Genomic DNA, 17,022 nt, shown 5'->3' on the forward strand with positions numbered 1-17,022 from the left:
CATATTTGGGTTATAGCCATCCAGAAGCCGCCGAGTTTACCAGTTCCTAAGATTCGTCTGCCCTACAGTGTTGCAGCCGCCTCGCGTGGCAGTGGATGTCCCAGGAGGGTTGTCCAATGAACGAGACGTCTGAAGTGCGAAGGACTGGGGAGACGAACAGCGCTTCCGACCCTCCCGCACCGTTTCAATTCGACCAAGCCGCCTCAGACTCGATTACATCTACAAAGCGACCCGCAGAGCGACAGGCCGCTCACGCACCGAACTTCGGCCATTCGAAGAACGTAGTGCGAACTACTGTTTTGGGTCGCCCTCTGACCCACGCGGACCGGTCGAGGAGGAACGCTCAGTTGGACGGGGAGGTGAGGACTGCGCCGAGGCAAGCGGCTTCTATTGCGGAGGCCTCGATTCGCGTCGCGGTACCGCACTGTTCACCGGTCGCGCGGCCGTGCGAACAACGGCGAACGTGGCTCAGCGGTGATTGCAGTTGCCAAAACGGGCCAGGCAGTGCCACACCTGTTTGAGCATCTGCGGATCGTGCTGGCCGACGCGCACGGCCTCGCCAATCCGCGCCGGCGTCAACAGGTGTGTGTCTGCCAGGGTCGCAGCAAGTTCGGCGACGGCTTGGCCGCGGTACTCGTGCTGTCGGCGCAGCAAATCTGCTCCTGCGCGAAAGCCGGCGTGCCATTCGACACGGCAGGGCAATGCATGGGCAAGCGCCTCGACGCCCGTATGCCGGAATGATGGGTCGAGTACGATGGCCTCCACGTCGCGCGCGATTTGCACCCCGCCATGAACATGAGCCTCGATGTAATGGTCAAGCGGATCGCCCTGCTCCGCCACGGCAGCCAGACGTTCGACAAGGGCGAAACGGTCGACCACGCCGAAGTGGCTCGGCTCGTAGACACTGTCCGGGTGGCAAAACGTCGTGCGAGCCAGCACGCCGGAAGCAAGCCGCAGATGCGCCGAACCAAAGCGTGGCGCTGCGCCGGCTGCATGACCCAGATTCAGCGCGCCATAGCATGGCCGCTCGGAAGGTGGCGCTGTGTCATAGGCTTGCCCGAAGATCCGGCTTTCCCATTGCCACCGATCGCCACCGGGGTAGGCGGTCAGCCCACCATTGCTCGTGCCAGTTTCGAACTGGGATCGATACACGCCATCTTCGGCCATCACCGCCAGCAGCGGCCGCCCGCGAAACATCCGATCAGGGTGGAAGTTCAGCGTTACGCGCCAACCCGGATCGAGCGGGTGGCCCGCAGATCTCGCGGCGACGTGGGCCCACGCACGCGCGGCGGAAGTTCGGGCGGATGACATGGCGGCGTGGAAGCTTCACGGAGGCAATTGGCCAATTCTACCGGCAGCGCATTGGCTGAGGCGACGGTCGAACTTTGCTGGTAGCGGTAGTTGCGCAAGTGCGACGTCAAGCGCCAATCAAGGAGCTAGCGGGTCGTCTCGAGCTCCTCGGCCCAGGGGCATGAAGGTGCCTTATGCAGCTCTTGAAATTGCCTTTTTCTCTTGCTATTTTTATTTCCGCTCAGGCAGTCGCGACTTCGCGCTGCGTGTTTCTGTTTGTTTGCCGGCAATGGGGCAGGTGAATGGGAGCGCGTAATGCCCCTTCCTCCTCGCTGGCAACGATAGGAGGATACGACCATGACTGACGCATTCTTTGGAACCGACCTCTTCGGTGACCTCGATCGCTTGCAAAGGCAGATGTCGGGGCTGTTCGGGGGGTTTCCCTCCAGCATCCGCGCCGGGCGTTTCGGCGCCTTTCCTGCGATAAATATCGGAGCGACGGACGACTCCATCGAGATCGTCGCGTTCGCACCCGGCGTCAAGCAGGAGGACTTTGAGGTCTCTATCGACAGAGGGCTGCTGACGATCAGCGGCGAGCGGCATTCCGTTTGGTCCGATAACGTGCCCGATTCGCGACGGTACGCGCAGGAACGCTTTGTTGGTGCGTTCCGAAGGGTGATCGAATTGCCCGACGGCGCCGATCCCGACAAGGTACAGGCGCGATATGCCAATGGCTGTCTTTCCGTAAGCGTGGGCAAACGTGAGGCGTCGAAGCCGCGTGCCATCACCGTGCAATAGTGGGAAGGAGACCGCCATGAACGATACCACCCAAGTCGCCGAACGCAACGACAGTGCGTTGGCTCAACGTCAAGAGGACAAAGCCGCGCGGACAGTGACCCTCGTGCCCGCAGTAGACATCGTGGAAGACAGAAACGGCGTGACCTTGTGGGCGGATCTGCCGGGAGTGAGTCGTGACAAGCTGGAGGTAAGCGTCCACGACAGCAACCTCCATATTGCTGCGGAAGCGGTCGTGCCAATGCCTTCCGGACTGCGCGTGCAGTACGCGGAAATCAGCCAGCCTCACTTCGCGCGTTCCTTTTCACTGAGTCCGGATCTGGATGGCACACAGATCAGCGCTCAGTTGCAAGACGGGGTGCTGAAGCTGACCATCCCGCGTCGTGAGGAAGCGCGACCGCGGCGCATTGCGATCAATGTGACGTAAGCAGACATGGTATCGACCAGGACGTCTCACCGGGCGCCCTGGTCGACCCGCCATATCTCGGCCTATTACGTGAGCAGAGGTCATCATGGAGTTCGATACCGATTGGACAACGTTAGGTCCCCATCGCGTCCGGCTGCGCTGCGTGCGTGGTTTTCCGACTGAAAAGATGCGGACCATCGCAGAGCTGTCGCGCATTGCCATCGAGCACAATATGAGTGCTGCAGCGCGACTGTTGGAGGTCGTCGCTGACCGTTCAAATTCCTATTCCATCAATATCGGCACGACGTTTCCAAAAGACTCGGCTGCGGCGCCACATCTGGAAGTGGCGCTCGCCACCGTGCTCGGGTTGAAAGCGGACCAGATCAGCCTGGACGTCACGGTGGTCAGCCAGACCGAAGTGGATCTCCACTTTGGCGTGTACGAACGGATGCTGGCCGAGAAGATCGGGATCGTTCCGCAAATTCAGTGAAGCACTTTCAAAAGACTGATGCATGTTATTCCAATGTCCGACGGTCGTTTAAATGCGCGGGGCCTTACCAGGCCAGCTACCGTGAACCATCTTTCCGCCAGGCCAGCAGGAAACCACCAGCAGTACGATGGCGGCATCAGCGAATTCCGTGCCCGGTATCTTGGCAGAGTTCCGGGAAACGAACGTCCCCTATCAGACCCGTAGCGGTCGCTCGCCGCAGCCATGCCCGAACAGCGGTGTCGGGTCGGCCACGGCCCAACGCGGACCTAGCGGGATGGGCCGACGACTGGCTTTCCCAGTGGCCGGTGCTATCTTGTAGTATCGACGCCCCCGCCACTCACGGCATCGATCTTCCCACCCGCCGTGCTCAATGGACCGCTGAGCCAGTTCGAGTGCCTGAGGCAAAAGTCCGGCCGCTGCGCAGCCAACGATAAATGAGGAAGGTGAATCATGAAGATGCTACTCACAGTCGAATTCCCTCATGAGCCCTTCAACTCCCTCGTCAGAAGCGGGAAGGTGGGCGAGATCATCGGGCGTATCCTGGAAGCGATCAAGCCGGAAGCGGTGTTCTTTACCGAGCAAGAGGGAATGCGCTGCGGTGTCTTCGTGATCAACGTCGAAAACCCATCCGAAGTTCCTGCCTTTGCGGAGCCTTTCTTTCTCAACTTCCAGGCCAACTGCAAGTTCCGCATTGTGATGAGCCCGGAGGATCTGCAAAAGGCTGGACTGGAAGCGCTGGGGAAAAGGTGGGCGTAATCAGCGGTTCGCTATTTGCCGCTATAGCCCACTTTGCGACAGGAGGAGGTCCATGGAATACACCCACATCCTCGCCACCATTCCACGATTGGCGCTTCTGGCCCTTCTGCTTCAATCGGCCCTTGCATTGGGCCAACCGTCACTGGATCAGCAACTGGCCGGCGCATGGACCTATGTCTCGGTCGACACGGTCCGCCCCGACGGCAGCCGCACGCCAATGTACGGGCCCAATCCCCAGGGTCTTGTGATCTTTGACGGTCATGGCCACTACGCGCTGGTGAATTCACGCAGCGACTTGCCCAAGTATGGTTCCAACGATCGAATGAAAGGCAGTGCGGACGAGTATCGCGCCATGGGACAAGGTTCCATCGCCCACTTTGGCACCTACGTCATCAACGAAGCCGACAAGACCATCACCTTTCACATCGATGCGAGCACATTCCCGAACTGGAATGGGGTCGAGCAGCGCAGGCCCTTTGTTCTTTCGGGAGATCAACTCAGGTGGACCACGCCTGCCGCCTCCGGAGGCGGCTCCGGCGAGGTCGTGCTAAAGCGAGCCAAATGAACCAGGCATCTGCAGATGAGACAACCCGAAATCGCACCCCTCGCATTCCAGGCCGCCTGGAACAGCCATGACATGGACGCCCTTGGCGCCCTGTTCCATGATGACGCAACGTTCGTGAACCGGTTCGGGCACTACGTGCGCGGCGTCGCAGCAATTGTCGGGATGCATGCGCCGATTCACGCGACCATCTACAGCGATTCCACGCTCCGGAACGAGCTGATCGACGTGGTCGCCCTCCACGATGACGCGGCAGTCGTCCACTTCTGGAGCCGACTCGCGGCGGGTGCCGCGCATCCGGCGGGCCCGCACGCCGTCGACACGCTGGTCCTTGCCGTGCTGACGCAGCAGGCCGGGGCGTGGCGAATCAAGGCGCTTGAGAATGTCACCCTGACGAATCCCCGGACGGGAGAAGCTGTCTTGAGAGACCGCCAAGGCCTGTGATACGAGGCGTGAGCGCCATTGGCGCAACCGGGACGGCTGGGTAACCCACTGTTACCCGCCGATCTCGTCACACCTTCCGGACGAACACCGATTTCAGGCTCATTGCGCCAAAGCCATCGATCTTGCAATCGATATCGTGGTCGCCGTCGACCAGCCGGATGCCCTTTACCTTGGTGCCCATCTTGATCACGCCGGCCGATCCCTTCAGCTTGAGATCCTTGATGACCGTGACGGTATCGCCATCCTGCAAGACATTGCCCGCTGAATCGCGATAAATCCTGACTTCCGCTTCGGTTGCCGTCGATGCCTGCGCCGACCATTCATGCGCGCATTCCGGGCATATATACAGACTGCCGTCCTCATAGGTGAACTCGGAATGGCATTTCGGGCAGGCGGGCAAGGCGCTCATGGGTATTTCGTGTGGTCGTGGCGAAAGCCGGGAGTATACCGCCCTGCCCGGCCGGGACCGCCCGGCACGTACAGGTCGAGCACAGCCGGCTAATCGCCCTGCAACTCAAACCTCCAGTTCTTCCAGCACCTGCCCCTTGGTCTCGATGCCAAGGAAGTGAACGGTAATCGCCGCCAGGAACGGCACCGCGGCCAGCGCAAGGAAGGCGCTGCTGAGATCGCCGCTGCCGATGGTGCCGGCGATGAGCGAGGGCGCGAAGATGGCTGCCAGCTTCAGCCACGCACCGCCAAGCCCGCACCCCATGGCGCGCACGCTGGTCGGGTACAGCTCCGGCGTATAGACGTACGCCGTGATGAAACCGCAAGCGAGAAAGCCCATCGAGAACGCACAGAGGGTGGCCACGACATAGACCGACGAAGCATGGAACACGCCGGCCAGCACCAGCGACAACGCGCACAGCAGGAACGACACGTTGATCACGGGCTTGCGGCCAACCTTGTCGACAATCATCGCGCACACCAGCGAGCCGATCACACCCAGCACCGAGGCACCCGCAGCAAGGTTCAACGCGAGTTGCAGCGGCGCGTGGTACACGGTCTTGTAGATGGTGGGCAGCCAGGTCGACAACCCATACTGGATGAACCCGCAGGTCGCCCACAGCATCCACACCGCCAGCGTGCGGCCGATATAGGCCTTGCTGACCAGGTCACGAACACGGCGGCGCGGATGGTGCGCCATATTGTCAAAGGCACTGGTATCACCGGGCGGCGGCAGCGGCGTACGGGCACGCGCTTCGAACGCGCGCAGCGCGCTGTCGGCGTCGGCCATGCGGCCCTTCTCCGCCAGCCAGCGCGGCGATTCGGGAATCACGCGGCGCAGGATGAAGAACAGCACCAGCGGCACGCCGCCGAGGAAGTACATCACCTCCCAGCCGTAGTGCGGCACCAGCCAGGCGCCCACGCCGTTGGAAACCATCAGCCCGATCGGGAACACCACCTCGTAGAGCAGCACGAAACGGCCGCGGCCATGCGCGCGCGTGACTTCGTTGATGTAGGTGGCGGCCACGGGCAGTTCGCCGCCAAGGCCGAGCCCCTGCACGATGCGCAGCAACGCGAAGATTTCGAACGACGGCGCGAAGCCGCACGCAATGCTCATCAGGCCGATGATGCCCGCGCTCCAGCCGATCGAGCGCAACCGGCCGAAGCGTTCCGCCAGCGCCGGGAACACCAGCGCGCCGACCAGCTGGCCCACCGACGGCGCCGCGATCAGGAAGCCGATCTGGCCCGGCGTGAGCGACCACTTGGCGATCAGCAGCGGCAGCGTGGCGGCGATGGCGATGACATCGAAGCCGTCGAAGAACGTCGCCAGGCCGATCAGCAAACGCGCGCGGATATGCATGGCATTGCCCGGCATGCGCTCGATACGGGCGATGATGTTGCCCCGTGTGATTCCGCCTGTGTCGCCCACTGCGCTGGCGCTGCGGCTGTCGGCGATGCCGGCGGCGCCTTCGGCCGCGGTCACGATACTGGCGCTGGCCGCCATCTGCGCGCCGGGGGACGCGGTGTCTTGTCTCTGTATCAACACGGTGCTTCTCTTCTAATGCTTTCGGGGGCCGTCAGCCCTCGCGCCACGACACGAAGGGCTTCGTTTGCGCTCACAGGCGCACGGTGAAGCGCCAGCGAGACCCGCAGGCCCCGCCGTCGGATGCGGACCTACAGGTCCAGCACCAGCCGGCTGCCCTTGCAGCCGGACACGCAGACCATCATGGTCTTGTTGGACGCGCGCTCGCTGTTGCTGAGCACGCTGTCGCGGTGGTCGGGACAGCCTTCCAGCACGGCGGTCTCGCAAGATCCGCACACGCCTTCGCGGCAGCTGTGCTCGACATCGAGGCCGGCATCGAGCAAGGCATCCAGCAGGGACTTGCCCGACGGCACCTTGACCAGCGAACCCGTGCGCGACAGCTGGACCACGTACTCGCCTTCCTGCACCGCCTCGGTCGACGGATCGGCGGCAAAGCGCTCGATATGGACGTTCGGATAGCCATGCGCCTCGCACGCGGCTTCGAACGCATTGAGCATCGGGCCAGGGCCGCAGCAGTAGAGATGCGTCTGCGCATCCTGCCCGGCCAGCATCGCCTTCAGGTCCGGCGGTGCGCCCGCTTCATCGTCGAAGTGGAAACGCACGGCGTCGCCATAGGCCGACAGCGATTCGACGAAGGCCGCCTCGGCACGCGTGCGCGCGCAGTACACCAGCGTGAACGGTCGGCCCAGCTCGGCCAGCCGGCGCGCCATGCAGACGATCGGCGTGACGCCGATGCCGCCGGCCACCAGCACCGTATGCGCGGCGCTTTCATCGAGTTCGAAGTTGTTGCGCGGCGCGCCGATCGTCAGCGTCGCGCCCACGCGCAGCTGCTCGTGCACAAAGCGCGAACCGCCACGGCTGTTGCGATCGAGCAGCACGCCTACGGTGTAGCGGTCACGCACTTCCGGCGCGCCGCACAGCGAGTAGCTGCGCACCAGTCCATTGCCGAGGTGCAGGTCGATATGGGCGCCCGGACCGTATTCGGGCAACGCGGCCCCGTCGGGATCTTGCAGCTCGAGGCTGACAATGCCGCGCGCTTCGTAGCGCATGGCCTGGACTCGCATCGTCAGGGTCTTGTGGGCACTCATGTCTCTTCCTTCGTATGCTCTAACGTTCGCGTTCAGCGCTTCTCGGTCAGGAACTTGCCTGCCGGGCCGCCGGCGTTCTTCTGGCGGCGCGTGTTGCCGTCGATGCCGCCTTCGATCGCCCATTCGGCGAACATGGTCGGGCCCGGCTCGAACGCGCGCGGTTCCCAGTGTTCGTCGAGCTGGTCTTCATCGGCGTAGTACTCGATCAGGCCGCCGGCCGGATTCTTGAAGTACCAGAAATAGGCCGACGAGATCGGATGGCGGCCCGGGCCGAGCTGCGTGTCCCAGCCCTTGCGCGACATGTGCATGCCGCCGCCAAAGACTTCGTGCAGGTCGCGCACGGTGAAGGCAACATGGTTGATGCCAGCCTTCGGTTCGGGCAACTGCAGCAGGAACAGGTCATGGTGGCCGCCTTCGGCCGCGCAGCGCAGGAACGCGCCGCGGTCCGGGTAGCGGTCGGACGGCACGAAGCCGAACTTCTCGACGTAGAAGCGCTCGGTGGCCTTCACATCCTTCACGAAGAACACGACGTGTCCCACTTCGATGGGGATGGCGCGTTCATAAATCGGGCTGCGCTGGTTCAGGCGCGGCTTGTCGTTCCACGTGTTCATCAGCGCGCATTCGACCTGCACCTCATGCTTGCGCGTGACCTGGAAGCGCACGGCGAGGCCGTTAGGATCGGTACAGCCGATGCGTGCGCCGTTATCCAGCGACACGAACGTCGGCTCGTTGCCGATGCGGTCACGGATGCCCGCCAGCGACGCTTCGTTGTCCACGCCCCACACCACTTCGCGCAGCGTCGGGCCGGCCTCGATGGCGGGCGGCAGCGTGGCGTCGTCGATACGGCGCACCAGCACGCGGCAGCCGTTGAGCGTTTCGAAATCGAGGCCCTGCGCGTCGTCGCGCTTGATGGTCAGGCCCCAGTCGCCGAAAAAGCCGCGGCAGGCGTCGAAGTCATCCGCGCCGTAGACGATCTCGTCGATTCCCAATACCTTGATCATGGTTCTCTCCTGCGTGCCGGGCTCAGTTGGCCCACGGCAGCGGTTGTTCGTTCAGGCCCCAGTACACACTCTTCTGCTCCATGTACTGCAGGATGCCCAGCCTGCCCTTCTCGCGCCCGAGGCCGCTGTCGCGCCAGCCGCCGAACGGCGCGGAGATGGAAAACTGCTTGTAGGTGTTGATCCACACATTGCCGGCTTGCACGGCACGTGCCACGCGCCAGGCGCGCTTGTAGTCGCGCGTCCAGATGCCGGCCGCGAGCGCATAGACGCTGTCGTTGGCCTGCTCGATCAGGTCGTCCTCGTCATCGAACGGAATGGCCACCAGCACCGGCCCGAAAATCTCTTCCTGGGCGATGCGCGCCTGGTTGTCCAGGCCTTCGATGATGGTCGGCGTATAGAAGTAGCCGTTGGGCAAGCCGGCCACGTCCGGGCGCAGACCGCCGGTGCGGAGTTGGCCGCCGTCCTGCACGCCCATGGCGACATAGGATTCGATCGAATCACGGTGGCGGTCGGTGATCAGCGGACCCATCTGGGTGCGTTCATCGGCCGGGTCGCCCACGCGCAGATGCGCGGCGCCGGCAGCCAGGCGCTCGATAAAGGGCTCGTATTGCGAGCGCGCCACGAACAGGCGCGATCCCGCGATGCACGATTCGCCCGACGAACTGAAAATGCCGTAGAGCACGCCATTCACCGCGTGGTCCAGGTCGGCGTCGTCGAACACCATGGTCGGCGACTTGCCGCCCAGTTCGAGCGACACCGGCATCATCTTGTCGGCGGCGATATGCGCGATGTGCTTGCCGGTGGTGGTGCCGCCCGTGAACGACACGCGGCGCACCAGCGGATGCTTGGTGATGGCGTCGCCGATGACGGAGCCCTTGCCCGGCAGCACGCTGACCAGGCCCTTGGGCACGCCGGCTTCCTCGCAGATGCGCGCGAGTTCCAGCGCCATCAGCGGCGTCACTTCGGCGGGCTTGACCACCACGGCGTTGCCGGCGGCCAGCGCGGGCGCCATCTTCTGCGCTTCGCTGGCGATCGGCGAATTCCACGGGGTGATGGCGGCCACCACGCCCATGGGCTCGTACACGCTCATGGTCAGGCAGTCGCCGCGCTGCGGCGTGATGGTCTCTTCCAGCGTTTCGCAGGCGGCGGCGAAAAACTGGAAGGTGCTGGCGGCGCTGGCGACCAGGGCGCGGGTTTCGCTGATGGGCTTGCCGTTGTCCAGGCGCTGGCGCTGCGCCAGCGGCTCGGCCTGCGCACGGATCAGTTCGGCCACGCGGTACAGCACGGCGGCACGCTCATGCGGCTTGCGGCGTGCCCAGCCGCTGGTCTCGAATGCGCGCTGAGCGCCCTGCACCGCTTCTTCGACATCCGCCAGGCTGGCGGCGTTGAGTTCGGCCACCACTTCACCGGTGGCCGGATAGCGGGTCGCGTAGCGGTCGCCGGTCCCCAGGCGCCATTCGCCTGCGATACAGATGGGGAGTACTTCTTGCGTCTTCATTGTCGTTGCCTGCTTGGTCTGTGGGGGCCGGCTGGTGCTGGTCAGATCGATACCGCGTGCGCCCGGTTGCCCAGCGCGCGCACCACGCTGAACACCGTCAGCGCCGAAGTCTTGGGATTGGCCGCGAGCGGCTTGCCGCGCATGGTCAGTTCGAAGCCGCCGAAGGCGCCGCGCGCTTCCACGTGATGCACGTTCTCTACCGCATTCGGATCAGCCAGGAGACGCACCGACGTGCGATCCAGTCCGAGGCCGGCCAGCGATACCGTGGCCGCCACGTTGGCGTTCTTCGGATACAGCCGGGCCGCGTCACGCGCGGTGCCTTCGAAGATCACCGTGGTCTCTGTCAGCGCATCAAGATCGAACAACTCGGCGGCCGGCGTGCCGGTCCACGCGCGCGCAGGCTTGCGGCCGGTATAGATAACCTCGTCGAGGCCGCCCACGCGGGCCGCCGCCAGCGCGTCGATCGCGCCGATCGCGCCGGACAGCAGCTGCACCTGCGTATTGCCACGACGGGCTGCAGCTTCCAGCCGCTCGACCAGCCCCGGCTCCGACAGCGCGCCGACCGACACCACCATGCACGGGATGCCACGCTCCAGCGCCGGGATGATGTGCTCTTCCAGAGCCTGGTGGCCCGCGCATTCGACCAGCAGGTCGGGGCGCTGCTCACCGTCGGCCAGCCGCGTCGCCACGCGGACGTTGGGCGCCAGCGCCGCCAGCGCGTCGCGGGCGTCGGCCATCTGGCCTTCCGGCACGATCACCACGTCGAACGCAACCTCCGGATCCGCCTTCAGCAGTTCCAGCACGCCGCGGCCGATCGCGCCGCATCCCACCATGGACACATGCAGCATGGACATCTCCCTTCAGGCGGTCGTGGCGGGCGCAGCCATCGGCGCCTGCTTGTTCACCGGCGGGCCGGCGAACACGGTCTTGAAGCTGCCGATCGACAGCATGTCGATCTCCAGCATGAACGGACCTGTCTCGGCCGTCGCTTCCTGCAGCGCCGCACCCACTTCATCCAGGCTGCTGACGCGGCGGTGACGCAGCGACAGCGACTGGCACAGCTGCGCATAGTCGGGCGTATGCAGGTCGACATAGTGGCGGCGGCCGCCGTACTGCGCGTCCTGGATATTCTTGATCACGCCATAGCCCTTGTCGTTCATCAGCACGATAACCATGTCGGCGCGCTCTTGCACGGCCGTGGCCAGCTCGCCCAGGTTCAGGATGAAGCCGCCATCGCCAGCCAGCGTGAAGGTCTTCTTGCCCGAAGCCGTGGCCGCCGCACCGACGGCTGCGCCAATCCCCATCGCCAGGCCCTGGCCGATGCCGCCGCCCAGTGCATGCACGCCGGCACGCGAGTCGAAAATCTGCAGGTGACGGTTGCCCCAGGTGCTGTTCGACACGGTCACGTCGCGCACCCAGTTGAAGTTGCGGCCCACGGCCTGCTGCAGCGCCTGCACCAGGACCGAGTACGGGCCCAGACCGTCGATCAGCGCGTTCACCGCGGTGTCGTGGGCGCGGCGCAGGTCACCGGCGAAGGCCGGATCGATCTGCATGCGGCCCTCCAGGCGATCGGCCAGGGCGTCCAGCGCCAGCGCGGCGTCGCCGCTGACAAAGTAGTCGCTCTGGTAGCAGCGGCCTTCGGAGGCCGGATCGGCATCGATGCGCAGCAGCGGACGCGGCAGCTTCAGTTCGTACTTCAGCGTTTCATTGCCGCGCAGGCGCGAGCCGACCACCAGCATCGCGTCGCAGCTTTGATAGAACTGCTCCACCGGCTTGTGCAGGTTGTACGCGCCGAGCGAACGCGGATCGTCTTCCGCGACGATGCCGCGGCCTTGCGTGCTGGTGACCACGCCGAAGCCCAGGTCGAGCAGGCGCTTGACCTGCTTGCTGGCGTGGCGCGCGCCACCACCGAGCCACAGCATCGGGCGCCTGGCCTTGGCCAGGCGCTCGGCCAGTGCGTCGAGCGCGTGCGCCGACGGCTGGTGCTGCGGCACCGGCAGCGGCTTGAGGTCGGCCGGCATGTCGATCAGCGCCGCCTGGATGTCGATGGGAATCTCCACGCTGACCGGGCCGGTCGGCGCCGTCAGCGCGGTCTGCACGGCCAGCTTGATGGTGCTGATCGCGGTGTCGGCGCTGCGCACGCGGAAGGCGGCCTTCGACACGGCCTTCAGCATGGTCAGCTGGTCCGGGGCCTCGTGGATGTAGGCAAGGCTCTGGTCCAGGTACGGCGTTTCGATCTGGCCGGTGATGTGCAGCATCGGCGTGCCGGCGGTCAGGGCTTCAACCATGGCGCCCGCGGCGTTGCCGGCGGCGGTGCCGGTGCTGGTCAGGCACACGCCCAGGCCACCCGTGGTACGGGCGCAGGCGTCGGCCATATTGGTGCCGCCCGCTTCGCCGCGTGCCGGCACGAAGCGGATGTTGCCGCGCTCGCCCATGGCGTCGAGGATCGGCATGTTGTGGATCGAGATCACGCCAAAGGCTGCCTTGACGCCGCACTGTTCGAGGAACGCCGTGATGGCGCAGCCCACGGTGACTTGCTGTTGTTCGTACTGGTGTTGATTAGGCATGACGGGAGTGTCCTCCGGAGATATCGATATGGCTGCCCGTGGTGTACGAAGACAACGGCGAGGCAAGGAACAGGATGGCGCGGGCTGCCTCGACAGGCAGGCCCAGGCGGCCGAGGGGAATATGTTTCTGCTGGGCCAGGCGCGCGGTCCACGCGGCCCAGTCCAGGTGCTTGTCTTCTTCGGGGCGCGCATCGAAGCGGCGGCGCCACTGGCCGGATTCAACCAGCCCGATCAGGATGCCGTTGACGCGCACGCCCTTGGGCGCGAATTCGGTGGCCATCGAGCGCACCAGGTTCAGCACGCCGGCACGCGCGGCCGACGTGGCGACCATGTGCGGCTCGGGCTGCTGCGCGAGCAGCGAGTTGACGCAGACCACGGCGCCCTGCCCCGATTGTTCGAGCTGCGGCAGGAATGCGCGCGTCGGGTGGATCACGGAGAAGAACTTGAGCTGCAGTTCTTCCATCCACGCGGCATCTTCCGTGTTCGCGAAGGTCGAGACGCGGCCCTGGCCGGCGTTGTTGACCAGCATGTCGACGTTGCCGAGCGTGCTTTGCACCCTGGCGGCAAACGCTGCGACCTGTTCGGGCTTGAGCACGTCGCAGGTGGCGGCGTAGAGCCGGCAGCCGGGAAACGTCTCGCGCAGCTTCGCTTCGGCACTGCGCAGGCGGCTTTCGTCGCGGCCGCAGATGGCGACAGCGGCCCCCGCTTCAAGCAGCAGTTCGACGGTCGCCAGCCCGATGCCGGAGGACCCGCCTGTGACGACGGCAACCTTGCCGTCGAGTTCAATCATGGACATTGTCCTCACTCCCGATACAGATTCACGACCTTGCCGCCCGTGCCTTTCGGCGACGGCCGGTAGTCCAGCAGGCGCGACAGCTCGCCCGCGGTTGCCCTGACTTTTTCCACCATCGAGTCCAGCTGCGCCGGATCGATGTGCGCGGCCGGGATGGTCGCGCCCAACGCCGCCACCACCTTGCGGGTGCGGTCGCGCACCGGCGCGGCGATGGTGGAGATGCTCGATTCGAAGAAGCCCTCGTGCAGCACATAGCCGCGCTCGCGGTCGTGCTGCACCAGTTCGTACAGCGCTTCCACGCTGGCCGGCGTGCGCTCGGAGAACGCTTCGAGCCGCGGCTCCGGGTAGAGCGCGCGCAGCTCGTCGAGCGACAGGTCTTCGAGCAGCACACGGCCCAGCACCGTGGCATGCGCGGGCAGCCGCGTGCCGACATTCACCGTGCTCGCGAACGGGCGCGGCGAGACCGCCTTGGCCACGTACACGATCGAGCGGCCGTCGCGCACCACCAGGTTGGACGGATAGCCGATCTCGTCGCGCAGGCGCTCCAGCAGCGGGCGGCCCAGTTCGGTCAGCTCCAGCGACGCCAGGTATTCGAAGCCCAGCCGCAGTACGGCCATGCCCAGGCGGAAGTCCCGGCCGCCGTCGGCACGCTCGACAAAGCCGAGCATCTCCAGCGTGGTCAGCAGGCGGAACACCGTCGAGCGCGGCACCTGCAGGCGCCGCGCCAGCTCGGCCGCCGAGATCGCGCGGTCCTTGCTGTTGAACTCGCCAAGCAGGCGCAGACCGCGCTCGAGGCCCGGGACGATGTACTTGTCCGGGAACTCGGCGGCGTTTTGCGTGGCGGCGGCGGATTGCAGGGCGGTCATGGCCTGGGTACCTGTTGATGGCGCGGCGTGCGGGCGGGCGCGCGCATCAGCGCTTGATCTTCGACAGCGGGTGCTCGGGCGGGTACGTCGGCGTGATGGGCTTCTGGGCGCCCAGCATCACGCACATCAGCGCGTCTTCATCGCCGATGTTGATTTCCTCGCGGTACACGCCGGGCGGCACCGAGACCAGGTCGCGGTCGGTCAGGATGGTCTCGAAGCGCTCGCCGTCCTTTTCCAGGACCAGCTTGATCTTGCCGCGCATGACGAAGAACACCTCTTCCACGTCGGTGTGGATGTGCATCGGGCCTTCATGGCCGGCCGGGATGATCATGGTCGAGAACGTGAAGTGCTCCGACGGCACGGTGTTGGTGTCGGCGGCCACGCCGGTGCCGCCGGTGCCCAGGTAGCGCATCTGCGCGCGGCGGTACTTCGGGTCATAGTCGGCCTGGAACTTCAGCGCGTCCCAGTCGTACTTGCGCGTGGAGAAGCGCGCCACGCGGCTTTCCATCCACTGGTCGAACGAAGCGTCTTCCGGTTGTTCCCACGAACGCTTGATGTTTGCTGGTTGAGACAGGTCGCTCATCTGGATTCCTTCGGTTTCAGTTGATCGGTGGATCGGTGGATCAGTGCATGACAAAGCCGCCGTTGACCGCCAGCGTCTGGCCGGTCACGAAGCGGGCAAGATCGGACAGCGCGAACAGCACCGCGCCGCAGACATCGTCGGGCAGTTGCTCGCGCTGGATGGCGCGCTGCTCGCGATACAGGTCGTGCCGGTGCTGGGGCACGTATTCGGTGGCTTCCACCAGCGTCAGGCCCGGCGCCACCGCGTTGACGGTGATCTGGTCGCGGCCCAGTTCGCGCGCCAGCGAGCGGGTCATGCCGATGATGGCGCTCTTGCTCGCCACATAGGCCAGCAGGTTGGGGGCGCCCCACAGCGGCGTGTCGGAGGCCAGGTTGATGACCGCGCCGCGGCCGCTGGCCTTCAGCGCGGGCAGGCAGGCTGTGGTCATCAGCCAGGTGCCGCGCACGTTGACGTTCATCACGTGGTCCCAGGTGGCGATGTCGATGGCGCTGGCATCACGGCCACCTGAATCGGTCACGGCGGCGTTGTTGACCAGGCCGTCCAGGCCGCCCAGGCCCTTGACGGCGGCGTCGGCACAAGCCTGGATCGATGCCGGGTCGGACAGGTCCACCGGCACCGCCACGACCTTGAGGCCACGTGCGCGCAGCGCTTCGGCTTCCTGCTGCAGGCGTTCGGCCAGGATGTCGGCCATGGCCACGGCGGCACCGGCTTCGGCCAGCGACTTGGCGAAGGCCAGTCCCAGTCCGCGCGCCGCGCCGGTGACCAGCACCTTGCGCCCGGCCAGCAGCTTGCTGTTCTGCGTATCAGCCATGGCTGGCCACCCCCGCGGGTTTCAGCATGGCGACCGGCTCGTCGGCGATCTCCTGGTCGGCGCGGCGCTTCAGCAGCCGGCGCACACGCGTGATGCCGGCATCGTGCTGGTACAGCATTTCGTGGTCGCGCGCCTGCGGCGCCATCGATTCGAGCACCACGCGGTCCTGCTCCAGCACGTCCCAGTGCAGCTGCTCCAGGCGGTTGCGGTACAGGAAGCGCCAGACATCGCGCTGCCAGCCCTGCACGTGGCGGGTACGCCAGAAGAACACCATGCAGTGGTCCTCGTCGACCGGCGTGGCCATGCCGACGATGCCGAACGGGCCGCCAGGGCCGACCTTGTCGCGGTACGGAATCGCCAGGCGCAGCCACAGCGTGCCGGTCTCGCCGAATTCGACCCAGTCGAAGTTCACGCCGCGCTGGCCGACCTTCTCGAAGATCAGGCCGTGGTCGGTTTCGCGGATCTGCATCGTGGCCGACTTCTCGCCGCAGGCCATCGAGTGCGACACGGCGTGCAGGTAGGCGCCGTGCATCGGGTCCATGACGTTGTCGATGGCGTAGCGGTAGTTGCAGTCCCAGTGCGCCACGCACAGGAAGTTGCTGTGTTCGTCGCTGACCAGCTCTTCGGGCAGGCGCAGCACGTCGGGGCTGCCCTCGCCCTCTTGCGGGGCCTGGTCGCCGAACCACAGGAAAATCGCGCCGGCCTGTTCCTGCACCGGGTAGCTGCGCACGCAGGTGCGGCCTTCCAGCGGGCAGCTGTCCACGGCCGGCACGCTCTTGACCTGGCCGTCGCCGCCGACTTCCACGCCGTGGTACCAGCAGGCGACGCGGTCGCCCAGGTTCCAGCCCATCGACAGGCGGGCGCCACGGTGCGGGCAGCGATCTTCCAGCGCGTGGACCTGGCCGGCGTTGTCGCGCCACAGCACGATGTTCTGGCTCAGGCGCGTGATGCCGATCGGGGCATGCGTCACGGCCCACGAGGCGGTGACCGGGTACCAGTAGTTGCGCAGGCCGCTGTTCAGGCGGGCTTCGGCGCGGGCTTGCTTGTTCGATTCCATCTTTGTCTCTCGGGCTCTGGGCTTG

19 protein-coding genes are annotated in these 17,022 nt (G+C 65.4%); 6 read left to right on the top strand and 13 right to left on the bottom strand.

What is annotated here, in order from left to right; genetic code table 11:
- Positions 1-468 precede the first annotated feature (468 nt).
- Entirely contained in the window at positions 469-1,311 is an 843-nt protein-coding gene (locus tag ACIGJC_RS25520; protein ID WP_483712170.1) for a DUF3626 domain-containing protein, read from the bottom strand.
- 336 nt (positions 1,312-1,647) lie between these two features.
- Between ACIGJC_RS25520 and ACIGJC_RS25525 the strand changes: the two genes are divergently transcribed.
- The 6 genes from ACIGJC_RS25525 to ACIGJC_RS25550 all read left to right on the top strand — a co-directional run bounded on the left by ACIGJC_RS25525 (position 1,648) and on the right by ACIGJC_RS25550 (position 4,743).
- Entirely contained in the window at positions 1,648-2,088 is a 441-nt protein-coding gene (locus tag ACIGJC_RS25525) for an Hsp20/alpha crystallin family protein (RefSeq protein ID WP_483712171.1), read from the top strand.
- A 16-nt stretch (positions 2,089-2,104) separates the two neighbouring features.
- The gene (locus tag ACIGJC_RS25530; RefSeq protein WP_483712172.1) at positions 2,105-2,512 is read left to right on the top strand and encodes an Hsp20/alpha crystallin family protein; all 408 of its coding nucleotides are present in this window, start codon (positions 2,105-2,107) and stop codon (positions 2,510-2,512) included.
- Between the two features lie 85 nt (positions 2,513-2,597).
- A complete protein-coding gene (locus ACIGJC_RS25535) occupies positions 2,598-2,981 on the top strand; it encodes a hypothetical protein (RefSeq protein WP_483712173.1) in 384 nt (127 codons plus the stop codon).
- A gap of 450 nt (positions 2,982-3,431) precedes the next feature.
- On the top strand, positions 3,432-3,737 hold the full coding sequence (locus tag ACIGJC_RS25540; protein WP_483712174.1) for a panthothenate synthetase: 306 nt from the start codon (positions 3,432-3,434) through the stop codon (positions 3,735-3,737).
- Between the two features lie 52 nt (positions 3,738-3,789).
- Positions 3,790-4,302 (top strand): lipocalin-like domain-containing protein, encoded by a 513-nt coding sequence (locus ACIGJC_RS25545; protein ID WP_483712175.1) that lies wholly within the window; start codon positions 3,790-3,792, stop codon positions 4,300-4,302.
- A 15-nt stretch (positions 4,303-4,317) separates the two neighbouring features.
- Complete coding sequence (locus ACIGJC_RS25550; RefSeq protein ID WP_483712177.1) at positions 4,318-4,743, top strand: YybH family protein; 426 nt, start codon at positions 4,318-4,320, stop codon at positions 4,741-4,743.
- A 67-nt stretch (positions 4,744-4,810) separates the two neighbouring features.
- On the opposite strand, the gene ACIGJC_RS25555 is transcribed toward ACIGJC_RS25550, so the two are convergent.
- The 12 genes from ACIGJC_RS25555 to ACIGJC_RS25610 form a co-directional block, all read right to left on the bottom strand.
- On the bottom strand, positions 4,811-5,152 hold the full coding sequence (locus ACIGJC_RS25555) for a zinc ribbon domain-containing protein YjdM (protein WP_483712178.1): 342 nt from the start codon (positions 5,150-5,152) through the stop codon (positions 4,811-4,813).
- A gap of 105 nt (positions 5,153-5,257) precedes the next feature.
- The gene (locus ACIGJC_RS25560) at positions 5,258-6,694 is read right to left on the bottom strand and encodes an MFS transporter (protein WP_483714393.1); all 1,437 of its coding nucleotides are present in this window, start codon (positions 6,692-6,694) and stop codon (positions 5,258-5,260) included.
- Positions 6,695-6,864: 170 nt separating this feature from the next.
- A complete protein-coding gene (locus ACIGJC_RS25565) occupies positions 6,865-7,821 on the bottom strand; it encodes a PDR/VanB family oxidoreductase (protein WP_483712179.1) in 957 nt (318 codons plus the stop codon).
- A gap of 32 nt (positions 7,822-7,853) precedes the next feature.
- On the bottom strand, positions 7,854-8,822 hold the full coding sequence (locus ACIGJC_RS25570; protein WP_483712180.1) for a VOC family protein: 969 nt from the start codon (positions 8,820-8,822) through the stop codon (positions 7,854-7,856).
- A gap of 22 nt (positions 8,823-8,844) precedes the next feature.
- Entirely contained in the window at positions 8,845-10,320 is a 1,476-nt protein-coding gene (locus ACIGJC_RS25575; RefSeq protein WP_483712182.1) for an aldehyde dehydrogenase, read from the bottom strand.
- A gap of 41 nt (positions 10,321-10,361) precedes the next feature.
- Positions 10,362-11,168, bottom strand: coding sequence for an aspartate dehydrogenase (locus ACIGJC_RS25580; RefSeq protein ID WP_483712183.1), 807 nt, complete (start codon positions 11,166-11,168; stop codon positions 10,362-10,364).
- A gap of 12 nt (positions 11,169-11,180) precedes the next feature.
- The gene (locus ACIGJC_RS25585; RefSeq protein WP_483712184.1) at positions 11,181-12,887 is read right to left on the bottom strand and encodes a thiamine pyrophosphate-binding protein; all 1,707 of its coding nucleotides are present in this window, start codon (positions 12,885-12,887) and stop codon (positions 11,181-11,183) included.
- Positions 12,880-13,683, bottom strand: a complete 804-nt coding sequence (locus ACIGJC_RS25590; RefSeq protein ID WP_483712186.1) for an SDR family oxidoreductase — start codon at positions 13,681-13,683, stop codon at positions 12,880-12,882. Before ACIGJC_RS25590 ends, ACIGJC_RS25585 begins: the two co-directional genes overlap by 8 nt.
- Before the next feature lie 5 nt (positions 13,684-13,688).
- Positions 13,689-14,546, bottom strand: coding sequence for an IclR family transcriptional regulator (locus ACIGJC_RS25595; RefSeq protein ID WP_483712187.1), 858 nt, complete (start codon positions 14,544-14,546; stop codon positions 13,689-13,691).
- A 46-nt stretch (positions 14,547-14,592) separates the two neighbouring features.
- Positions 14,593-15,129 carry a cupin domain-containing protein gene (locus ACIGJC_RS25600; protein ID WP_483712189.1) on the bottom strand — a complete coding sequence of 179 codons (537 nt, stop codon included), beginning with the start codon at positions 15,127-15,129 and terminating at the stop codon, positions 14,593-14,595.
- 40 nt (positions 15,130-15,169) lie between these two features.
- Positions 15,170-15,940, bottom strand: a complete 771-nt coding sequence (locus tag ACIGJC_RS25605) for an SDR family oxidoreductase (protein ID WP_483712190.1) — start codon at positions 15,938-15,940, stop codon at positions 15,170-15,172.
- Positions 15,933-16,997, bottom strand: coding sequence for an aromatic ring-hydroxylating dioxygenase subunit alpha (locus tag ACIGJC_RS25610; protein WP_483712191.1), 1,065 nt, complete (start codon positions 16,995-16,997; stop codon positions 15,933-15,935). Before ACIGJC_RS25610 ends, ACIGJC_RS25605 begins: the two co-directional genes overlap by 8 nt.
- Between the last annotated feature and the right edge of the window lie 25 nt (positions 16,998-17,022).

The organism is Cupriavidus sp. C3SS-1 (assembly GCF_057073755.1).

Coding starts and splice junctions, on each gene's coding strand:
- ACIGJC_RS25520 (WP_483712170.1), bottom strand. CDS start 1,311: ATGTCATCCGCCCGAACTTCCGCCGCGCGTGCGTGGGCCCACGTCGCC.
- ACIGJC_RS25525 (WP_483712171.1), top strand. CDS start 1,648: ATGACTGACGCATTCTTTGGAACCGACCTCTTCGGTGACCTCGATCGC.
- ACIGJC_RS25530 (WP_483712172.1), top strand. CDS start 2,105: ATGAACGATACCACCCAAGTCGCCGAACGCAACGACAGTGCGTTGGCT.
- ACIGJC_RS25535 (WP_483712173.1), top strand. CDS start 2,598: ATGGAGTTCGATACCGATTGGACAACGTTAGGTCCCCATCGCGTCCGG.
- ACIGJC_RS25540 (WP_483712174.1), top strand. CDS start 3,432: ATGAAGATGCTACTCACAGTCGAATTCCCTCATGAGCCCTTCAACTCC.
- ACIGJC_RS25545 (WP_483712175.1), top strand. CDS start 3,790: ATGGAATACACCCACATCCTCGCCACCATTCCACGATTGGCGCTTCTG.
- ACIGJC_RS25550 (WP_483712177.1), top strand. CDS start 4,318: ATGAGACAACCCGAAATCGCACCCCTCGCATTCCAGGCCGCCTGGAAC.
- ACIGJC_RS25555 (WP_483712178.1), bottom strand. CDS start 5,152: ATGAGCGCCTTGCCCGCCTGCCCGAAATGCCATTCCGAGTTCACCTAT.
- ACIGJC_RS25560 (WP_483714393.1), bottom strand. CDS start 6,694: ATGGCGGCCAGCGCCAGTATCGTGACCGCGGCCGAAGGCGCCGCCGGC.
- ACIGJC_RS25565 (WP_483712179.1), bottom strand. CDS start 7,821: ATGAGTGCCCACAAGACCCTGACGATGCGAGTCCAGGCCATGCGCTAC.
- ACIGJC_RS25570 (WP_483712180.1), bottom strand. CDS start 8,822: ATGATCAAGGTATTGGGAATCGACGAGATCGTCTACGGCGCGGATGAC.
- ACIGJC_RS25575 (WP_483712182.1), bottom strand. CDS start 10,320: ATGAAGACGCAAGAAGTACTCCCCATCTGTATCGCAGGCGAATGGCGC.
- ACIGJC_RS25580 (WP_483712183.1), bottom strand. CDS start 11,168: ATGCTGCATGTGTCCATGGTGGGATGCGGCGCGATCGGCCGCGGCGTG.
- ACIGJC_RS25585 (WP_483712184.1), bottom strand. CDS start 12,887: ATGCCTAATCAACACCAGTACGAACAACAGCAAGTCACCGTGGGCTGC.
- ACIGJC_RS25590 (WP_483712186.1), bottom strand. CDS start 13,683: ATGTCCATGATTGAACTCGACGGCAAGGTTGCCGTCGTCACAGGCGGG.
- ACIGJC_RS25595 (WP_483712187.1), bottom strand. CDS start 14,546: ATGACCGCCCTGCAATCCGCCGCCGCCACGCAAAACGCCGCCGAGTTC.
- ACIGJC_RS25600 (WP_483712189.1), bottom strand. CDS start 15,129: ATGAGCGACCTGTCTCAACCAGCAAACATCAAGCGTTCGTGGGAACAA.
- ACIGJC_RS25605 (WP_483712190.1), bottom strand. CDS start 15,940: ATGGCTGATACGCAGAACAGCAAGCTGCTGGCCGGGCGCAAGGTGCTG.
- ACIGJC_RS25610 (WP_483712191.1), bottom strand. CDS start 16,997: ATGGAATCGAACAAGCAAGCCCGCGCCGAAGCCCGCCTGAACAGCGGC.